The organism is Reyranella sp., assembly GCF_965279465.1.
Classification (GTDB): domain Bacteria; phylum Pseudomonadota; class Alphaproteobacteria; order Reyranellales; family Reyranellaceae; genus Reyranella.
The window spans coordinates 4,981,118-4,997,977 of sequence record NZ_OZ257242.1; the positions used below are offsets into that span (position 1 = coordinate 4,981,118).

The 16,860-nt window shown below is 64.6% G+C and carries 18 protein-coding genes and 2 tRNA genes; 15 read left to right on the top strand and 5 right to left on the bottom strand.

Translation table 11 applies throughout. From position 1 onward, the window contains the following. Window positions 1–65 precede the first annotated feature (65 nt). Window positions 66–1,133, top strand: coding sequence for a tartrate dehydrogenase (locus tag ACQY8M_RS24245; RefSeq protein ID WP_428660815.1), 1,068 nt, complete (start codon window positions 66–68; stop codon window positions 1,131–1,133). 25 nt (window positions 1,134–1,158) lie between these two features. Beyond that, window positions 1,159–2,151: a tripartite tricarboxylate transporter substrate-binding protein gene (locus tag ACQY8M_RS24250; RefSeq protein WP_428660818.1), complete on the top strand. Its 993-nt coding sequence runs from the start codon at window positions 1,159–1,161 to the stop codon at window positions 2,149–2,151. 200 nt (window positions 2,152–2,351) lie between these two features. On the opposite strand, the gene ACQY8M_RS24255 is transcribed toward ACQY8M_RS24250, so the two are convergent. Then, window positions 2,352–3,401 carry an alkaline phosphatase D family protein gene (locus ACQY8M_RS24255; RefSeq protein ID WP_428660820.1) on the bottom strand — a complete coding sequence of 350 codons (1,050 nt, stop codon included), beginning with the start codon at window positions 3,399–3,401 and terminating at the stop codon, window positions 2,352–2,354. Between the two features lie 45 nt (window positions 3,402–3,446). Here ACQY8M_RS24255 and ACQY8M_RS24260 point away from each other — a divergent pair, with 45 nt between their 5' ends. After that, the gene (locus ACQY8M_RS24260) at window positions 3,447–3,956 is read left to right on the top strand and encodes a hypothetical protein (RefSeq protein WP_428660822.1); all 510 of its coding nucleotides are present in this window, start codon (window positions 3,447–3,449) and stop codon (window positions 3,954–3,956) included. Window positions 3,957–3,965: 9 nt separating this feature from the next. Continuing rightward, the gene (locus tag ACQY8M_RS24265) at window positions 3,966–4,805 is read left to right on the top strand and encodes a TauD/TfdA dioxygenase family protein (RefSeq protein ID WP_428660825.1); all 840 of its coding nucleotides are present in this window, start codon (window positions 3,966–3,968) and stop codon (window positions 4,803–4,805) included. Between the two features lie 69 nt (window positions 4,806–4,874). Here the strand turns inward: ACQY8M_RS24265 and ACQY8M_RS24270 are convergent, their stop codons facing one another. Together ACQY8M_RS24270 and ACQY8M_RS24275 are read right to left on the bottom strand one after the other, a co-directional pair. After that, window positions 4,875–6,071 carry a CaiB/BaiF CoA transferase family protein gene (locus ACQY8M_RS24270; protein WP_428660827.1) on the bottom strand — a complete coding sequence of 399 codons (1,197 nt, stop codon included), beginning with the start codon at window positions 6,069–6,071 and terminating at the stop codon, window positions 4,875–4,877. Next, the gene (locus tag ACQY8M_RS24275; protein ID WP_428660829.1) at window positions 6,068–6,937 is read right to left on the bottom strand and encodes a hypothetical protein; all 870 of its coding nucleotides are present in this window, start codon (window positions 6,935–6,937) and stop codon (window positions 6,068–6,070) included. Before ACQY8M_RS24275 ends, ACQY8M_RS24270 begins: the two co-directional genes overlap by 4 nt. 208 nt (window positions 6,938–7,145) lie before the next feature. Between ACQY8M_RS24275 and ACQY8M_RS24280 the strand changes: the two genes are divergently transcribed. Then, entirely contained in the window at window positions 7,146–7,433 is a 288-nt protein-coding gene (locus tag ACQY8M_RS24280; RefSeq protein WP_428660832.1) for a hypothetical protein, read from the top strand. 56 nt (window positions 7,434–7,489) lie between these two features. Here ACQY8M_RS24280 and glnA read toward each other — a convergent pair whose 3' ends face one another. Next, complete coding sequence (glnA, locus tag ACQY8M_RS24285; RefSeq protein WP_428660835.1) at window positions 7,490–8,896, bottom strand: type I glutamate--ammonia ligase; 1,407 nt, start codon at window positions 8,894–8,896, stop codon at window positions 7,490–7,492. Window positions 8,897–8,951: 55 nt separating this feature from the next. Further along, entirely contained in the window at window positions 8,952–9,290 is a 339-nt protein-coding gene (locus ACQY8M_RS24290) for a P-II family nitrogen regulator (protein ID WP_428660838.1), read from the bottom strand. Window positions 9,291–9,487: 197 nt separating this feature from the next. On the opposite strand from ACQY8M_RS24290, the gene ACQY8M_RS24295 reads away from it, so the two are divergent. From ACQY8M_RS24295 to ACQY8M_RS24340, 10 genes are all read left to right on the top strand, one after another. Continuing rightward, complete coding sequence (locus ACQY8M_RS24295; protein WP_428660841.1) at window positions 9,488–10,654, top strand: aminotransferase; 1,167 nt, start codon at window positions 9,488–9,490, stop codon at window positions 10,652–10,654. Beyond that, on the top strand, window positions 10,614–10,850 hold the full coding sequence (locus ACQY8M_RS24300) for a hypothetical protein (RefSeq protein WP_428660844.1): 237 nt from the start codon (window positions 10,614–10,616) through the stop codon (window positions 10,848–10,850). The genes ACQY8M_RS24295 and ACQY8M_RS24300 overlap by 41 nt, the downstream gene beginning before the upstream one ends. Next, complete coding sequence (locus ACQY8M_RS24305) at window positions 10,816–11,466, top strand: TetR/AcrR family transcriptional regulator (protein WP_428660847.1); 651 nt, start codon at window positions 10,816–10,818, stop codon at window positions 11,464–11,466. Before ACQY8M_RS24300 ends, ACQY8M_RS24305 begins: the two co-directional genes overlap by 35 nt. After that, window positions 11,467–12,123 carry a TetR/AcrR family transcriptional regulator gene (locus tag ACQY8M_RS24310; RefSeq protein ID WP_428660850.1) on the top strand — a complete coding sequence of 219 codons (657 nt, stop codon included), beginning with the start codon at window positions 11,467–11,469 and terminating at the stop codon, window positions 12,121–12,123. A 131-nt stretch (window positions 12,124–12,254) separates the two neighbouring features. Continuing rightward, window positions 12,255–12,869: a hypothetical protein gene (locus ACQY8M_RS24315; protein ID WP_428660852.1), complete on the top strand. Its 615-nt coding sequence runs from the start codon at window positions 12,255–12,257 to the stop codon at window positions 12,867–12,869. Between the two features lie 56 nt (window positions 12,870–12,925). Next, window positions 12,926–13,002, top strand: a tRNA-His gene (locus tag ACQY8M_RS24320). 14 nt (window positions 13,003–13,016) lie between these two features. Then, on the top strand, window positions 13,017–14,507 hold the full coding sequence (locus tag ACQY8M_RS24325) for an NAD(P)H-hydrate dehydratase (RefSeq protein WP_428660854.1): 1,491 nt from the start codon (window positions 13,017–13,019) through the stop codon (window positions 14,505–14,507). Window positions 14,508–14,562: 55 nt separating this feature from the next. After that, window positions 14,563–14,647: transfer RNA gene (locus tag ACQY8M_RS24330), tRNA-Leu, on the top strand. A gap of 24 nt (window positions 14,648–14,671) precedes the next feature. Continuing rightward, entirely contained in the window at window positions 14,672–16,030 is a 1,359-nt protein-coding gene (tig, locus tag ACQY8M_RS24335) for a trigger factor (RefSeq protein ID WP_428660857.1), read from the top strand. Window positions 16,031–16,104: 74 nt separating this feature from the next. Continuing rightward, window positions 16,105–16,752, top strand: a complete 648-nt coding sequence (locus tag ACQY8M_RS24340) for an ATP-dependent Clp protease proteolytic subunit (RefSeq protein WP_428660859.1) — start codon at window positions 16,105–16,107, stop codon at window positions 16,750–16,752. Window positions 16,753–16,860: the final 108 nt, after the last annotated feature.

Consider the following 16,860-nt stretch of genomic DNA (forward strand, 5'->3'; position numbering starts at 1 on the left):
GGATTGGACCGGAGTGAGCTTTCCTTTACGGTGCGGCCCGCAAATCGCGCCCAGAGAGGAAACACATGGCCAAGCACAAGATCGCCCTCATTCCGGGAGACGGAATCGGCAAGGAAGTTCTGCCGGAGGGCGTGCGCGTGCTCGAAGCCGCCGGGCGCCGCTTCAATTTCGAGCTCGAGTTCACCGACTTCGACTGGTCGTGCGACCGCTTTGCCAAGACCGGCAAGATGATGCCCGACGACGGCATGGAGACGCTCAAGCAGTACGAGAGCATCTTCCTCGGCGCGGTGGGCTGGCCGGGCGTGCCCGATCACGTCTCGCTGTGGGGCCTGCTGATCCCGATCCGGCGCGAGTTCGACGAGTACGTGAATCTCCGGCCGGTGCGCCTGTTCGAAGGCGTGCCGAGCCCGCTCGCCAACCGCAAGCCGGGCGAGATCGATTTCTGGGTGGTACGCGAGAACACCGAAGGCGAGTACAGCTCGGTCGGCGGCCGCATGTTCCAGGGCACCGACGACGAGATGGCCATCCAGCAGGCGATCTTCACCCGCAAGGGCGTCGATCGCGTCATGAAGTTCGCCTTCGAGTTCGCAAGCACGACGAAGAAGAAGCATGTCACTTCGGCGACCAAGTCGAACGGCATCATCCACACCATGCCGTTCTGGGACGAGCGCTTCGACGCGATGCGCAAGAAGTACCCGAACATCAAGGCGGATCAGTATCATATCGACATCCTGACGGCGCATTTCGTGCGCAACCCGGACTGGTTCGACGTGGTCGTTGGTTCCAACCTGTTCGGCGACATCCTGTCGGACCTCGGCCCAGCGCTGACCGGCTCGATCGGCGTTGCGCCGTCGGGGAACATCAACCCGGAGCGCAAGTTCCCGTCGATGTTCGAGCCGGTGCACGGCTCGGCGCCGGACATCGCCGGCAAGGGGATCGCCAATCCGATCGGCCAGATCTGGTCGGGCGCCATGATGGTGCGCCATCTCGGTTACCCCGAGGCGGCTGAGGCGATCGAACGGGCGATCGCCGCCTCCTTGGTCGAGGGCGGACCCAGGACCAAGGACCTGGGCGGCAACGGCGACACCGTGACCGTCGGGAAAGCTATTGCAGAGATCGTGAAGACGGTGTAGCAGCACGCCCCCAATAGGGGTGTTCATGGAATTTCAACGACGTCATCTGCTGGCGGCCGTAAGCGCTGCCAGCCTCGCTGCCATCGCCTCGAAGGCGGCAGCACAAGCAAGCTATCCCGCAAAGCCGATCACGGTGATCGTGCCGTTCGCGGCCGGTGGGCCGACCGACGCGCTCGCCCGGGTGGTCTGCGCGAAGATGAGCGAGATCCTGGGCCAGCAGCTCGTGGTCGAGAATGTCGGCGGGGCGGGCGGCACGATCGGCGTCAACAAGGTCGCGAAGGCGGCGAACGACGGCTACACGCTGCTGTTCACTCATATGGGCACGCTGGCGGTGAACATCGCGCTCTACAAGTCGCTGCCCTACGACAGCCAGAAGGACCTCGAGCCGATCGGCATGGGCGGCACCAATCCGATGGTGCTGGTCGCCAAGAAAGACCTGCCGGCAAAGACCTTCGCCGAATTCCAGGATTACGTGAAAGCCAACCAGAAGAAGGTGCAGTACGGCATGGCCGGCATCGGCGCCGCGTCGCATCTCGGCGGGCTGATGCTGAACAGCATGATGAAGGTCGACGTGCTGGAGATCCCGTACAAGGGCACCGGCCCGGCGCTCAACGATCTGGTTTCCGGCCAGTTCGACTACATGGTCGATCAGGCGGTCAACGTGCTGGCGCAGATCAACAGCGGGAACATCAAGGCGCTCGGCGTCTCGACGCTGAAGCGCCTGCCGCAGCTCCCGAACGTGCCGACCATCGACGAGGCGGGCCTCAAGGGCTACGAGGTCACGATCTGGAACGGCTTCTTTGGGCCGAAAGGCATGTCGAAGGAGAATATCGCGAAGATCAACGACGCGCTGGTCAAGGCGATTTCGGACCCTGGCGTCGTCAAGCGCCTGACCGAGCTGGCGGTCGACTTGCCGACCCAGGAAGAGGCGAGCCCCGAGGCGCTGCGCACGCAGCTCAAGGCATCGATCGACAAGTGGGTGCCCGCGGTCAAGGCCGCCGGCGTGAAACCGGAGTAGGCGTCAGCGGTGATCGTTGCCGGCAGGGCCGGGAGCCGTCGGGCTCCCGGCCTTCGAGCGCGGCCAAAGAGACGGACGCCGGAAGCTTCGTTGCAGGCATTGAAGGGTCATGAGGCGCGCTGGAGACGGCCGGACGACGTACCGCCTTCGCATGGGTTACGGCATGCGCCTGCGCTCCTTCCCTGTCCGAAAACCGTGGGCTATTTGCTGAAGAGCAGCTCGTCCGCCTTGATCGTGGCGCTGCGCCGCACGCTGCCGCTTTCGTCGCGCAGCGCCAGGGTGACGGTGCGTTCCCACCAGTCGATGTCGATCGCGCCGAAATTCGCCACCGGATAGACCGCGCCCAGCCGATTGGGGCCGGGCTCGCGCACGTTCCAGTAGATCATGTTCAGGCCGCTCGAGGTGATCTCGTAGAGCGGATAGCCACCCGCCGGCGTCTCGCGATAGAGCGCGCCGAAATGGCGGTCGCCCGACAGCAGCACGACGCCGCTGGCGTTGCTGTCGCGGATCGTGTCGAACAGCTTCTGGCGCTCGAGCGGGAAATTGCCCCAGCGTTCCCAGCCGTGGCCTTCGGCCAGCACCTGGATGGTGGAGACCAGCAGCCGCACCTCGGCGGGCTTGCGCAGCTCCGCGGCAAGCCACGCCCATTGCGCCTCGCCGAGCATCGTCTTGGCCGGATCGGCGTCGGGCACATAACGCTCCTTGCCGGGTGCGCCGCGCTGGTCGGTCGGCTTGAGCGGCGAGCGGAACCAGCGCAGATCGAGCAGGATGACCTGCACGCGCATGCCCGGCGGCCCGATGATGTGGGCGTTGTGGATGCCTTCGCGGGTGCGTCGCACGTCGTCGGCGGGGACATTCCAGAACCGGAGGAATTCCTCCTTGGCAATCGCCTTGTGCGCGAAGTCGGCGCCGCCGTCGTTCAGGCCATAATCGTGATCGTCCCAGATCGCGAGATGCGGCACCGTTCGCAGCAGGCTGGTGTAGCCGGTGATGTGAGTGGCGCCGTCATAGGCCTGCCTGAGGCCGGCGGCGTCGGCAGTGTCGAAGTCGCCGTAGACATTGTCGCCGGCGAAGATGAACAGATCGGGATGATAGGCCAGCACGGCATCCCAGATCGGCTGCGGCCGTCGTTGCTCGGCGCACGATCCGAAGGCGATGCGCGTCAGCGGAGGGCGACCCTGTGCCTGCCCGACACCGGGGGCCAGCGAGGCGGCGGCGATGAGCTGGGTGAGGGCGCGGCGCTTCAGCATGAAAACCACCGAATTGACACGATCTCTGCTTTAATCGGGACCGACATGAATCGCCACCTCAAACGCGCTCTCGAACTGGCGATCGTGCCGCTGGCCGCGGCCATCGTCTTCATCGAGCAGACGCTGATCAAGTACCTCAACGTCGCCATGGTGGCGGTGGCGCGCTGGCCGCCGATCGCCAAACTCGAAGGCTGGCTCGTGCGCCTGCCGCCTTACGCCGCACTTTGTGCCTTCCTCGCGCCGTCGATCCTGATCTTGCCGATCAAGCTCATCGCGCTGTGGTTCGCGGCCATGGGCCACTACACTTTTGCGCTTGGTACGCTGATCGTCGGCAAAATGCTGGGCACGGCTGTGCTGGCGCGACTCTACCGCATCCTGCGGCCGACGCTGATGACGATCGTCTGGTTCGCCAAGGCCGACACCTGGTTCTTCTATTGGCGCGACCAGGCCTATGCCTTCGTGAAATCGCTGCCGGCCTGGACGCGTATCACCACGCTGGTCCAGCAATTGCGCACCCGGATGGCGGAATTGGTTTCCGGCCTGCTTGCGCGCTAGGCTGACGGCATGAAAGTCGTTCCCCTGAATGCCGCTCTCGGTGCCCGCATTGAAGGGCTGGACCGCGCCGATGCTGCGACCAGGCCCGAGGTCGCTGCCTTCCTCAACAAAGCGCTCGGCGAGCACCTGGTGGTTGTGGTGCGGGGCACGCCGATGACCGCGCCCGAGATGCGCGACTTCGCGACCGCCTTCGGCAAACCGCGCGCCCAACTGTTGCGCTACAAGCGCAATGGCGAGGTGCCGGAAGTCTCGACCATGGTGAGCACCCTCATGGCCGACGGCACGACCGACAAGACAGCCATCCGCTCGGAAGACTGGCACACCGACGATTCCTACATGGCGGTGCCGGCCAAGGCGACGCTGCTCCATTCGATTGAGATCCCGAGCCACGGCGGCCGGACCTGGTTCTGCAACATGCGCACCGTCTACGAGGCGCTCCCCGAGTCGACCCGGAAACGGATCGACGGCAAGCGCGCCATGCACGGCTACGACACAATGCGCGCCCGCAACCGGCCCTCGCCGCGCACGGCGCAGGAGATCGCCGAGACGCCGGACATCGAGCATCCGCTGGTCCGCACCCATCCCGATACCGGGCGCAAGGCGCTCTATCTCAACTTCAACCGGCTCGACCGTATCGTCGGCATGGAACGGGCCGAGAGCGACGAATTGCTCGACGAGTTGGCCGCCGAGGCGCGCAAGCCGCAGCATCATTTCGGACACGAATGGACAGTCGGCGACTGCGTGATCTGGGACAACCGCGCGACGATGCACCGGGTCGACGTCGACTATCCGGTCGGCGAGCGCCGCATCATGCAGCGCGTCCTGATCGAGGGCGACAAGCCGTTTTGATTTTTCCGGACCGCGAGCGTCCCGCTCGCTCTTGATCGTGAGCGAGCAGAACGCTCGCGGTCCGGAAGATCAGGAAATCTTGACCGCCTTGGCGTCGACCATCTTTCCGATGTCTGCGGCGCCATAACCAAGCTCGACGAGGATCTCGCGCGTGTGCTCCCCATAGAGCGGAGCATGTGTCTCGTTCTCTCGCGCGCCACCCGAGAAGACGTTGGCAAGTTTGCTGCGCCGGATCTTGCCCTCGGACGGATGCTGCTCTTCCTTGTAGAAGCCGACGTCCTTGAGATGCGGGTCAGTCAGCAGGTCGTCGATCGTGTTGTAACGCGCCGCCGGCACGTCGAGCTTATCGAACAGCTCGACCCATTCGTCGGTCGTCTTGTGGCCGAGGCAGGTCGCCTGGACCTCGAAGTAGGCTGCGGCGTTCTTCGTCCGCGAGGCGGCGCTGTCGAAACGTGGATCGGTCTTGAGCTCAGGCCGTCCGATCGCGTCGAAGAAGGCGAAAGCCTGTGCATTGGTGTTGGGTCGCACGGTAACGTAGCCGTCCTTGGTCGGCACCGGCTTGTAGTTCGGGCTGAGCAGGCGGCCGTCGCCGGTCGGGCCGACCGGCGGGTCGAAGGTCGCCGCACCCAGGTGCTCGCTCGACACGAACGAGGCCATGTTCTCCAGCATCGGCACGTCGATGGCCTCGCCAACGCCGGTCTTTTCCCGGCGATAGAGGGCGAAACCGATCGCCTGCGCGGCGATCAGGCCGCTGGTGTGATCGGTCATCACCATCGGCACGAAGCGCGGCTCGCCGGTTGCGCGGGCAATGGTGCCGGCGACGCCGGACAGGCTCTGGATCACCGGATCGTAGGCCGGGCGGTTGAAGTACCGTCCGCCGCGGCCGAATGCCAGGATCGAGCAGTGGATCAGCCGCGGGTTGCGCTTGACGAGGCTCGTGTGGTCGAGGCCGGCGCGGGCCAGCGCCTCCGGCCGGACGTTGCTTACGAAGACGTCGGCCCTGTCGATCAGGCGGAGCAGGGCGTCGAGCCCTTCGGGCTTCTTGATGTCGAGCCCAATGGACCGCTTGTTACGGTTGAAGTTGATGAACTTGCCGGACATGCCGGGATTGCGGCTGCCCTCGGCCATGGTGCGCAGCAGGTCGCCGCCGGGCGCCTCGACCTTGATGACCTCGGCACCGTAGTCGGCGAGCGTGCGTGTGCAGATCGGCCCGATGACGATGGTCGTCAGGTCGACGACGCGGACTCCGCCGAGGGGACCGCTCACGAGCCGCTCCCTGGGCCGAACTCCAGGTCCATCTCGCCGCACAGCGTGCCGTTCTTGTCGGCTGCCCAGATCTTCATCTTGCCATCGACCGGATTCTCGCCGCGCACCTCGATCAGGTCGCCGACCCACAGCGGATGGACGAGGCGGGCAGTGTAGCCGGTGAGGGCGCCCTTGCCGCGCTTGAGGGCGGCGTCGACCATCAGATGCATCGACAGGCCACCGTTCGATACGATCGCCGGATAGCCTTCCTCGGTGCGTGTGTAGTCGCCGTCATAGTGGATGCGGTGCGCATTCCAAGTGAGACCACCGTAACGGAAGTTGAGCGTGTTGGTGAGCTTGATCGTGTCGCTCCACTTCTGGTCGGTGCGCGCCTTGGTCGGCACAGTGGCGGTCGTCTTCTGGCCGGGTGGCACCGCGGGACGGTAGATCGCATCGAACGTATCGATGGCGACGGTCTTGCCGGCCTGTTCGATCGTGTGGCGCATGGTGAGCACGAAGATGTCGCCCGAGCGACCGCTCTTCGGCACGATATCGGCGACCTCGGCCTTCTTCACGGCGGGTTCGCCGGCCCGCAGCCGGCCCAGGATCCTGACCCGGCGGCCCGCTCCCATTCGTCGCGGCATGGGGATCGGCGGCAGCACGATGCCCTTGTTGGGATGACCGTCAGGGCCGAGCTCGCTCTGCACGACGGTCTCGCCGAAGAACACGGTAAACCAGTGCGGCGGCAACTCGTCGCCGCGCTTGATGCTGTCGGGATCGACGTCGAACGTCGCGGCGACGCGTCGGATGGCCACCATGCCGAGGTCGTCCTCCACCGTGCGCATGCGCCCGATCCAGGGGCGCAGCTCCACCATCGCGTCGTCCATCCAGCCCATCCGCTCGTCCCTTCAATTTTGCGGTTCACATCCTCCAACAAAAGAAGGGTGGGCAAAAGCGGGCCTTTCCATGATCCGAAAGTCGGATCGATTGACGGAGGCGCGACGGATGCGGTGGAATCCGGGAATGTTCAGAGATGCGGGACGAGAGTACGAGGTGTCGATGCCCGACGGGACGAAGGGCAAGCTCGGATTTGCCTTGGGCGATCTCGAATTGGACAATGCGCTCACCCGGCATGCGCGATCGCTCGATGCGGTCGGGTTCGGGGTGATCAGTTTCGCGGGCCTTCCCAACGCTCCGACGCGCTCGATGATGTGGACCCAGACACCCACCGACACGGTGATGACCGTGGCGGACCAGGATCAACAGCCGGGCGGCGAGCTTCAGCGTCTGATCGCGCGCTATCTCGCGATCTACTTTTCAGACATCGCAGCGATCGCTCCCGAGCTCGGCGAGCCGCGGGTTCGTCCGGCGATCGACGGATGACAAACAAAAAGGCCGCCCCCAGGGCGGCCTTTCCGTTTGCCTGAGGCACGTCTGGCTCAGACCGAGTAGTACATCTTGTACTCGATCGGGGCCGGCTGGTGTTCCCAGTTGTAGACCTCTTCCCACTTGAGTTCCATGTAGGCGTCGATCTGGTCGTCGGTGAACACGCCGCCCTTGGTGAGGAAGCTGCGGTCGGCGTCGAGCGAGTTCAGCGCCTCGCGCAGCGAGCCGGCCACGGTCGGGACCTTGGACAGCTCTTCCGGCGGCAGGTCGTACAGGTTCTTGTCCATCGGATCGCCCGGATGGATCTTGTTCTGGATGCCGTCGAGACCGGCCATGAGCATCGCCGAGAAGGCGAGGTACGGGTTGGCCGACGGATCGGGGAAGCGGACTTCGACCCTCTTGCCCTTGGGCGAGTTGACGTAGGGGATGCGGCACGACGCCGAGCGGTTGCGCGACGAGTAGGCGAGCAGCACCGGCGCCTCGAAGCCCGGGATGACGCGCTTGTAGGAGTTGGTGCTCGCGTTGCAGAAGGCGTTCAGCGCCTTGGCGTGCTTGATGATGCCGCCGATGTAGTACAGTGCCGTCTCCGAGAGGTCGGCATAGCCCGAGCCCGCGAACAGCGGCTTGTTGTCCTTCCAGATCGACTGGTGGCAGTGCATGCCCGAGCCGTTGTCGCCGTAGAGCGGCTTCGGCATGAATGTCAGCGTTTTGCCGTAGCTATGGGCAACGTTGTGCAGCGTGTACTTGTACTTCTGCACGTTGTCGGCGGTCTTCACGAGGGTGTCGAAGCGGAAGCCGAGCTCGTTCTGGGCGGGCGCCACTTCGTGGTGATGGATCTCCATGGTGAGGCCCATCTCGGTGCAGACCGACATCATCTCGGCGCGCAGGTCGTTCATCGAATCGACTGGCTGGACCGGGAAGTAACCGCCCTTGACACCCGGGCGATGAGCCATATTGCCGCCTTCGTACTCGGTGTTCGAGTTCCATGGCGACTCGCTCGAGGTGATCGAGAACGAGCTGCCGGACATCTCGACCTTGAAGCGCACGTCGTCGAACACGAAGAACTCGAGCTCGGGGCCGAACACGGCGGTGTCGCCGATGCCCGAGGACTTCATATAGGCCTCGGCGCGCTTGGCGGTCGAGCGTGGGCAGCGGGCGTAAAGCTGGCCGGTCGAGGGCTCGACGACGTCGCAGTTGATGATCAGGGTCGTCTGCGCCGTGAAGGGGTCGAGCACGGCCGTCGAGGGGTCGGGCATGAGAATCATGTCGGACTCGTTGATCGCCTTCCAGCCGGCGATCGAGGAACCGTCGAACATGACGCCGTCGGTGAAGGAGTCTTCCTCAGTGGCCGAGGCCATGCGGGCCGTATGCTGCCACTTGCCGCGAGGATCGGTGAAACGGAAGTCCACGAACTTCACGTCCTTCTCCTTCATCATCGCGAGAACTTGCTTGGCATCCATTTGTCGTACGTCCCTCTCTCTTGAATGGTTGACCCTGCCCCCCGGGGGCCGCTCCTCATACGGCGGCGTCTCCACGCTCGCCAGTACGAATTCGAATGGCGTCTTCGATCGGCGAGACGAAAATCTTGCCGTCGCCGATGCGCCCGGTTTGCGCCGATGTACGGATCGCCTCGACGGCCTTCTCGACCAGATCATCCTCGATGATGAGTTCGATCTTAACCTTGGGAAGAAAGTCGACGACGTACTCCGCGCCGCGATAGAGCTCGGTGTGGCCTTTCTGCCGGCCGAAGCCCTTGGCCTCGATCACCGTGATGCCCTTCAGCCCGATCTGGTTGAGTGCGTCTTTGACCTCGTCCAGCTTGAAGGGCTTGATGATCGCTTCGATCTTCTTCATTTGCTTGGCTGACTCCGCGCACGACGCCGGTCCGGCCTGCTCGGCTGGTCCGTGCTCCTCAAGGAAGCAGCTTTTATGCCACAAATTTCCACAAGCCGTAGGATGGAAATAGAGGGCAGAACTGCCCCAGGGATAGGCTGATTGGCCGGATTGTGGGCTGATTCCTGCTCAATCTAGAACCAACGCGAGATCATATAATGAAGACTGCCAATTCGCTGATGTCCGGCTTGGGAACGACTGTGTTCGAGGTAATGTCGGCCCTCGCGCGGCAGCATCAATCGGTCAATCTCGGCCAGGGCTTTCCGGACGACAAGGGACCGGAAGCGGTTCGGCGGGCGGCGGCCGAATATCTGATGGACGGCCACAACCAGTATCCGCCGATGATGGGCCTGCCTGAATTGCGGCAGGCGGTGGCGGCGCATGCCAAGCGCTTCCAGGGGTTGGAAGTCGACTGGCAGAGCGAAGTGCTCGTGACGTCGGGGGCGACCGAGGCGTTGGGCGACTGCCTGTTCGGCCTGATCGAACCGGGCGACGAAGTCGTGCTGATCGAGCCGCTCTACGATTCCTATCTCCCGATCGTGCGCAGGGCAGGGGGCATTGCAAAGCTCGTCCGGCTCGAGCCGCCGACCTGGAGCCTGCCACGCGAAGAGCTGGCGGCGGCATTCAGCGCCCGCACCAAGCTCATCCTGTTCAACACGCCGATGAACCCATGCTCGAAGGTATTCGATCGCGAGGAGCTCGAGTTCATCGCCGGGCTCTGTCTCAAGCACGATGCCTATGCGGTGTGCGACGAGGTCTACGAGCACATCATCTTCGATGGCCTCCGGCATCAGTCGATCATGACCTTGCCCGGCATGCGCGAGCGTACCGCGCGCATCGGATCGGCCGGCAAGAGCTTCAGCGTCACTGGCTGGAAGGTCGGCTACGTCACCGCGCCACCCGAGATGATGAAAGCGATCGCGAAGACCCATCAGTTCATGACCTTCACCACCCCACCGAACCTGCAATGGGGAACGGCGGCCGGGCTGCGACTCGACGATAGCTACTACTCGGGCCTGGCTGGCGACATGCAACGCAAGCGCGACCGCTTGGCCGGTGCGCTCTCCGAGATCGGCTTCGATGTTCTGCCGGCGCACGGCACTTATTTCGTCACGACCGACTTCCGGCCACTGGGCTTCAACGGCACAGACGAAGACTTCTGCCGCCACATCACCGTCGAGGCCGGCGTGACCGCCGTTCCTGTCAGCGCGTTTTATGACCAGCCGGAGGTGGCGCCCCGCCACTTCGCCCGGTTCTGCTTCTGCAAGCACGACGAGACACTGGATGCTGCAATCGATCGGTTGGGCAGTTATTTCAGGCTTTGACGGGGCCGCCACTGAAATTCACGATGCGCGCATATTTTCCGTGGAAAAAGACGACGCAGGCGTCATTTTATGGCACATTACTGCATTGCTATTGCCAAATTCTGGCGTATCTTTCGGCATAGTGACCGCAACGATGCAAGTTCCGGTCGGGGCGGAGCACCGTGGATATCGAATTGCAGCGCGCGTCGATCAGTAAACCTCCGCGTATCGATGGCAGGCGCCTGCGTAGCGAGCGTACCAGGCAGCTTATCATCGAGGCGTTCCTGTCCCTGCTGCGCGACCATTCGCAGATGCCCACGGCTGTGCAGATCGCCGAGCGGGCAGGGTATTCCGTACGCTCGATCTTCGAGCGCTTTCCAGACCTCAATGCGCTACGCGTGGCGGCGACCGACTACCAGCTTGCCCAGGCCCTGGCCTTGGCCCCGCCGCGCGGCGCCGACGGCGATCGGGAAACAAGGGTGCGGTCGCAGGTCAACACCCGAGCCCACACCTGCGAGCGCGGTGTTGCGCTGTGGCGCGTGCTGCTTCAGTTTGCCGACCAGGACCCGAGCGGCCAGCTCAAGCAGCGTGTGGCGCGCGCCCGGGAGACAACGGTTGGACGCATCGAGCTGATGTACCGTGCCGAATTGTCGGCCTTGCCGGAAGACGAACGACGCCAGCTCCTGATCGCCCTCGAGGCCCTTACCGATATGGAGAGCTGGGCGCGCATGCGCGAGCACCACGGCCTGTCGTTCGACGAAGCCTGCGAGGTATGGATCCATGCGATCGACAGGCTCCTGCCACCGACGCCGAATGCAACCGCAGCGACCTGATTGTCGGACGACGCGATGATCGACACTTCTACCCCATCCGACGGCGAGAGCGCCCCCCGCACGGCGCCGCGCGTCGATGGCCGCCGCCTGCGCAGCGAGCGCACCCGGCGGCTGATCGTGGAATCCTATATGGCGCTGGTGCGCGAGAACGCTCAAATGCCGACGGCGGCGCAAGTTGCCGAGAGGGCGGGATATTCGGTGCGCTCGATCTTCGAGCGCTTTCCCGACTTGACCGCACTCCGTGTCGCCGTAACCGACTATGCGATCGCAGAAGCCCGCGTGGACGCCGCGTTGCGCGACCTCGATGCCCCCCGCGCGACACGAATCAGGTCGCAGGTCGAGCAGCGCGCCCAGACATGTGAACGATGGCTGCCGTTGTGGCGAGTGCTGTCGACGGATACGTCGCAATCGCCCGATCTGCATCAGCGCATCACGGTGATCCGCCAGCTGATCATCATGCGCATGGAGATAATGTTCAAACCGGAGCTGTCGGCGGTGGCGGATTCCGACCGCCGGAAGATCGCGTTGGCGCTCGAAGCGCTCACGACGTTCGAAAGCTGGGCGCGCATGCGTGAACTCTACGGTCTATCGGTCGAAGAAGCGAGTGCCGTGTGGGTTCGTGCGATCGACCGCCTGCTGCCGGCGACACCGTCTTGAGTTGGTCGACCGCGCCAGCTCCGGCTCCGGCCGTCGACAGGCCGTGCCCGTGCGGCGGGCGCGCCCCTCAGCGCGAAATCGCGCGTCGTCTCGCGCTCCGGCCATCCACTTCGGCGCACTGAACGGACCCCATGGCGATTTCCCTCAAGAACGTCGAGATCGACGGCCGCCGACTACGCAGCGAGCGCACGCGCCAATACATTATCGAGGCCTACCTGGCGTTGCTGCGGGAAAGCCCGGCGGTGCCGACGGCTGCGCAGATCGCCGAGCGTGCAGGCTATTCGGTGCGATCTCTGTTCGAGCGCTTTCCCGACCTGCTCACGCTTAGCATCGCCGCCGCCGATCATGCCTTCGCGCAGGCCAATGCCCAGGCCGTCATCCGCAATGCCGACGCCGATCGCGCGACGCGCATTCGCACCCAGGTCGAGACACGCGGCCGGACCTGCGAGCAGTGGCTGCCGCTCTGGCGCGCGCTCGCGCACAATATCCACCATTCTGAAGAGCTGAGGATGCGCATGCGGCGGATGCGCGAGGCCGTCTGGCTGCGGCTCGAGCTGATGTACCGGCCGGAACTGGCGCCCATGCCTGCGGCCGAGCGCCTGCGCACCCTGATTGCGTTGGAGGCGATTACCGACTTCGAGAGCTGGGCGCGCATGCGTGAGACTTTCGGCTTCTCAACGGAGCAAGCCGGCGCGGTGTGGATACGTACGATCGACCGCCTGCTGCCACCGACGCCTGATTCTTGACGCTCCGGCCGGCACAGCGTAGGAAGGCGCGCTTCGTCGGGAAGGTACCAACGATGGCGGCCGTAGCTCAGTTGGTTAGAGCGCCAGATTGTGATTCTGGATGTCGCCGGTTCAATTCCGGTCGGCCGCCCCAATCCCCCGTTCGCCATGAGTGACGAGTTCTCGCCGAAGCCCGAACTCGCTTTGCTGAGCTGCGCGGAAATGGCCGCCGCCGACGCCGCGGCCATCGCCTCGGGCACGACCGGCAGCGCGCTGATGGAGGCGGCGGGCAGGGCTGTCGCACGCGCTGTGATCGAACGCTATCCCAGGCAACCGGTCGTGGTCTTGTGCGGACCCGGCAACAACGGCGGCGACGGCTTTGTGGCGGCACGGCACCTCCAGGCGGAAGGGTGGCCGATCAATCTCGCGCTGTTGCGCGGAGCGAGCGACTTGCGCGGCGATGCGGCCAGGGCCGCAAAGGAGTGGAAGGGCGTGGTCGCAGATCCCTCGCCCGGACTGCTCGAGGGCCGGCCCCTGGTGATCGATGCCCTGTTTGGCGCGGGCCTCGTGCGGCGTCTCGAAGGCACGGCTCTCGAACTGGTCGAGGCCCTTGATCGCGAGCGCCTGTCGGTCGTCGCCATCGACGTGCCGAGCGGCCTGCATGGCGATACGGGCGAGGTCATGGGGGCCGCACCGCACGCCGAGCTCACCGTGACCTTCTTCCGGGCCAAGCCCGGCCACTATTCCCTCGAGGGCCTGCGCCGGTGCGGCAAATTGCAGGTCGTCGATATCGGCATCCCACCGTCGGTCCTCGACGCGATCGGCCCGCGGCTCTGGCGCAACGAGCCGCCCCTGTGGATGGATGCCTTGAGGCGGGGCGATCCCGGCGATCACAAATATGCCCGCGGCCATCTGACGATCCTGGGCGGCGCCGTGGCGACGGGCGCGGCGCGGCTGGCGGCGATCGCGGCCCGCCGGGCGGGGGCGGGCCTTGCGACCATTGCGTCGCCGTCGGCGTCGACGGCGATCTACCGCATGGCCGAGCCCGGCAACCTGATCGTCGACGCCGACGACGGACCGTCCATCGCGCGGCTCCTCGAGGACAAGCGTCGCAATGGCTTCCTGATCGGCCCTGGCTCCGGCGTGAATGAACGCACGCGAGATGCTGTGCTTGCTGTGTTGGCGGCCGACCGTGCCGCCGTGCTCGATGCCGACGCCGTTACGGTCTTTGCCGACGACCGGCAGCGCCTGTTCTCGGCGATTCAGGGCCCGGTTTTGCTCACGCCGCATGAAGGGGAGTTCCGCCGCCTGTTTCCGGAACTTGCCATGCAGTCCGGCAAGGTCGCTCGCGTGCGCGAGGCTGCCAGGTCGAGCGGCGCCACGGTCCTGCTCAAGGGACCCGATACGGTGATCGCAGCTCCCGACGGACGGGCGGTCATCAATGTCCACGCCCCGGCCTCGCTCGCCACCGCCGGATCCGGCGATGTGCTGGCGGGAATCTCGGCCGGTTTGATGACCCGGGGACTCTCGCCGCTGGCCGCGGCAGCCGCGGCGGCGTGGCTCCATGGCGAGTGCGCCTACGGCTTCGGCAAGCCCGGTTTGATCGCCGAAGACCTTGCCGGGCGCCTGCCGGAAGCGCTTGCTGCAGCGATGAATTGACCGCCCGTCGGGCGCGGGCTAAGAGGCCCGCCCATTCGGCCCTGAGCGATGTTGGGCGGGCGTGGTGGAATTGGTAGACACGCGAGACTTAGGATCTCGTGCCGCAAGGCGTGGGGGTTCAAGTCCCTTCGCCCGCACCAGACGGAAGAGATGGAAGTGAGCCAATGCAAGTGACGGAACTCCCAGCCGATGGGCTGAAGCGGCAATTCAAGATCGTCATCCCCGCCGGCGATCTGGCGGCCAAGGTCGACGAGCGCGTGACCGAGATGGCCCGCACGGCGTCGATGCCTGGCTTCCGTCCGGGCAAGGTGCCCGCCGGATTGCTGAGAAAGCAGTATGGCCAGGCGCTGCTGGGCGAGGCGCTCGAGCAGGCCGTCAACCAGGGCACCGCCAAGACGATCGAGGATCGCGGTCTGAAGCCCGCGATGCAGCCGAAGCTCGAGCTCAAGGGCGAGTTCGGCGAGGGCAAGGACGTCGAGTTCGAGATGTCGCTCGAAGTGCTGCCGGAGATCGGCCAGCTCGATTTCTCGGGCATTGAGCTCGAGCGGCTTAAGGCCATCGTGCCGGAGAAGGACGTCGACGAGGCGCTGCAGCGAATCGCCAAGGCCAATCGCGAACAGAAGCCGGTCGACCCGCCGCGCCCCGCGCAAAAGGGTGACGCGCTGAAACTCGACTTCGTGGGCTCGGTCGACGGCGTCGAATTTCCCGGCGGCACGGCCCAGGACTATGTGCTCGAACTCGGCTCGGGCTCGTTCATTCCGGGTTTCGAGGATCAGCTGGTCGGCGCCGAGATCGGCGCGCCCGTCGATGTGAAGGTCAAGTTCCCGGACGACTACGGCAACAAGGACCTCGCGGGCAAGGACGCGGTCTTCAAGTGCACGGTCAAGGAGATCCACGAGTTCGTGGAGAAGCCGGCGGACGACGAGCTTGCGAAGAAAAACAACTTCGAGAACCTCGAGGCGATGCGCAAGGCGGTGTCCGAGCGCATTGGCCAGGACTACGCACAGGTGTCGCGCAGCATGGTCAAGCGCCAGCTGCTCGACAAGCTGGCGGAGACGCACAAGTTCGAAGTGCCGGAGGGCCTGGTCGAAGGTGAGTTCAATGCGATCTGGCAGCGAATCGAGGAAGCCAAGAAGCAGGGCCAGAAGGTCGAGGACGACGAAGAGAAGATGAAGACGGAGTACCGCGAAATCGCTGCGCGGCGTGTTCGGCTCGGCCTTCTCCTGGCCGATGTCGGCCGCTCCAATTCGATCGATGTCACGCCGGAAGAGCTCAACCAGGCCGTCATGCGCGAGGCGATGCGCTATACTGGCCAGGAGCGGCAGGTGCTCGAGTTCTACAATAAGAACGCGGAAATGAAGGAACAGCTCCGTGCGCCGATCTTCGAGGAGAAGACGGTGGACTTCATTCTCGAGCTCGCCAAGGTCACCGAGAAGTCGGTTACGCCGGAGGAACTGCTTAAGGCCGCGCGCGAAGCAGAAGAGGTAGACGAAAAGCCGGCTGAGGAAGCTGCGGCGACCTGATCGATCCCGGTGGTCTTGAACCGGACCGCCGGCACTGCCACTTTTACATCGTATAGTAACAAGGGGGCCCCGCGATGATTCGCGACCGCGATCCACTGCAGGTCTACAATAACTACTACGTGCCGATGGTGGTCGAGCAATCGGCACGCGGCGAGCGCGGCTATGACATCTGGTCCAGGCTGCTCAAGGAACGCATCATCTTCCTGAACGGCCCGATCGAGGACAACGTTGCGGGTCTCGTGTGTGCCCAGCTGCTCTACCTCGAAGCCGAGAATCCCACGAAGGACATTTCCTTCTACATCAACTCGCCGGGCGGTGTGGTGACCTCGGGCCTCGCGATCTACGACACGATGCAATACATCCGGCCGAATATCTCGACCCTGGTCTTCGGCCAGGCGGCTTCGGCGGGCTCGCTGCTGCTCATGGCTGGGCAGAAGGGCAAGCGTTTCTCTCTGCCCAACGCGCGGATCATGATCCACCAGCCCTCGGGAGGTGCCCAGGGCCAGGCGACCGACATCGAGATTCATGCTAAGGAAATCCTCCTGACCCGGGCGCGCCTGAACCAGATGTACGTTACCCACACGGGCCGGACGATCGAGGAGATCGAGCGGGCGATGGAGCGAGACAAGTTCTTCTCACCGCCTGAAGCCAAGGCTTTCGGCCTGATCGACGACGTGCTGGAAAGCCGGCCCGTGCCCACTATCCAGGCCGCGGCCTCCTGAGCCGGAGATCCCGCGACCAATTGTTTCCGGTTCGCAGATCGACACACCATATTTAGAGGTTGTCGCAATCTGTGACGGGTGTTTAACATAGCGCTGGAGGCGGGCTCG